Source organism: Gemmiger sp. An50, from assembly GCF_002161595.1.
Taxonomy (GTDB): Bacteria; Bacillota; Clostridia; order Oscillospirales; family Ruminococcaceae; genus Allofournierella.
Genome location: NZ_NFID01000044.1, coordinates 1 through 766 on the forward strand (window position 1 = coordinate 1; position 766 = coordinate 766).

General features: G+C 49.7%; 2 protein-coding genes. Both read right to left on the reverse strand.

Annotated features, from left to right (window positions below):
* The coding region (locus tag B5G03_RS18205) for a TasA family protein (RefSeq protein ID WP_140401743.1) at window positions 1–135 on the reverse strand (135 nt) is incomplete at its 3' end.
* 25 nt (window positions 136–160) lie between these two features.
* Window positions 161–685, reverse strand: coding sequence for a hypothetical protein (locus B5G03_RS16910; RefSeq protein WP_087182824.1), 525 nt, complete (start codon window positions 683–685; stop codon window positions 161–163).
* Window positions 686–766: the final 81 nt, after the last annotated feature.

Below are 766 nucleotides of genomic sequence, written 5' to 3' on the forward strand. Positions count from 1 at the left end.
ATCAACCTTACCGGTGGTGAATACGTTCGTCATGGTATCGCTCTTGTCGGTGAAGTAAGCCAGAGTAGCGCCGATGGACAGGCAAGCTACCAGGGACAGGCTAACCGCAGCGGTCAAAATATTTTTCTTTTTCATGTTAATAATCTCCTTTTATGATCAATCACTGTTTTGCAAAATAAGCAATCGCTGCAGCATCAGCCGTGTCAGAATCCACATGGTCCGCCTGGTGTGCAAATGCTCCAATCGAAATCTCGTTCAATGCTTCCGTACCGTCCGCATCAAAATTCACATGGACCTGGGTAAACACATCATAGGTGCCAGCAGCATCCTTTGCAACCTCACGGCGCAAAAGAGTTCCGTTCAGCTCTGCTGCTGCAACAGGCTCCCAGCCCTCGGACCAGGTAGTGTAGAGCAGATCATTGCTGTTCGTGGTAACACCTTCCACATATGTATACACATATGCATGCGCGTTGTCGGCAGAGACCGTAACATACGGGTTTTTCGCTACCGTCGCACCGGGAAGGATCTCGGTGTAAATAACGCCTTTATCCGTACCGTTGATGGGGTTCGTATTCGGTTTTGCGGCGGTGATGCTGTTTTCCTGAATCTTATAAAATTCCCCTGCAGGAACCGATGCGTTTTCCTTCTCAGTCGCCGTACTGCTGGAACTCAACACGGTCACCATTGTCGTCCTTCAGGGTGCCTTCGATCGCACTCTTCAGCAGGGAAGGTGCAGTATTTTCTGCCTGCAGTGCATATGCCTGAA

Excerpts from the sequence above, each read along its gene's own strand:
- B5G03_RS16910 (WP_087182824.1), bottom strand. The coding sequence starts at position 685 with ATGGTGACCGTGTTGAGTTCCAGCAGTACGGCGACTGAGAAGGAAAAC.